Source organism: Vibrio sp. 10N.261.51.C6 (genome assembly GCF_041471785.1).
Lineage (GTDB): Bacteria > Pseudomonadota > Gammaproteobacteria > Enterobacterales > Vibrionaceae > Vibrio > Vibrio crassostreae_C.
Window position 1 is genome coordinate 1 of sequence record NZ_JBFRPB010000017.1, and the last position, 939, is coordinate 939.

Sequence of the window (939 nt, forward strand, 5' to 3'; positions counted from 1 at the left end):
CCCATTTAATTAGTGATGTATTACTTCCATATTTTAAATTTAGAATAAAAAATATATTGCCTATTTTATAGTTAACAATCTGCGTTGATGTAAACGATAGATAGTGACCATGTTGGTGACAATAAAGGTGATTTCGACAAAGGACCCGCCAATCGAACCAATCCAAATGTTATGGCTAGCCCAACAGAAAGAATTGAATAAGATCAAGGACCTCAATGCGATGCCTTGTCTTGAAAAGAGTGCACATGTCGCAACGGATGAACCAACAACCGTAATAAATTCAAAGAAATGATTCATGTTGGGTAAAGTCATGCACCACATCAAGCCAATAAAGAACCACATCACTTTGCGCGATTGAGTTTTTATCGATACATAGCTGCGAATAGCATTAATAATTACGCCTATAGCCGCCACCATGGCACCCATTAATATGAAATGGATACTCATGACAAAACAAAAGATCATCATCTGGTAGCGAAAACGCATATCATCTTTTTGCCAAAAGGCCATTACACCGATACAAAAAGCCAGGCCGCCAACTCCTTGTGTTATCCAGTTTTCCATATTTAGCCTTTATTTTTAAGATGCTATCGAGCACGATTAAATATTAACTTTGAAAGAATAATGCTCAACCATAAAATAACCCTCCAAAAGGAGGGCTAGATATAACGCTAAAGGTGCTATTGCATTAGGTTTAATTGACTAACTTAACGGCTTCACGAGTTAAATGAGCCAGCTCTTCCCAATTACCTTCTTCAATCAGCTTCTTATCTACCATCCAAGTACCACCACATGCGAGAACTCGAGGTATCGCTAGGTAGTCTTTAATGTTGTTTGGGTTAATGCCACCTGTCGGCATGATCTCAATATCCGTGTAAGGCGCAAGAAGTGACTTAACCATGTTGATGCCACCTGATGCTTCAGCAGGGAAGAACTTCA

General features: G+C 38.9%; 1 protein-coding gene and 1 pseudogene. Both read right to left on the reverse strand.

Going from position 1 to position 939, the window contains the following annotated elements:
• Nucleotides 1–60: 60 nt before the first annotated feature.
• Entirely contained in the window at nucleotides 61–564 is a 504-nt protein-coding gene (locus AB4375_RS03975; protein ID WP_372051051.1) for a YgjV family protein, read from the reverse strand.
• Nucleotides 565–694: 130 nt separating this feature from the next.
• Nucleotides 695–939, reverse strand: a pseudogene (locus AB4375_RS03980) (2-dehydro-3-deoxyphosphogluconate aldolase); the annotation flags it as partial.

Excerpts from the sequence above, each read along its gene's own strand:
- AB4375_RS03975 (WP_372051051.1), bottom strand. The coding sequence starts at position 564 with ATGGAAAACTGGATAACACAAGGAGTTGGCGGCCTGGCTTTTTGTATC.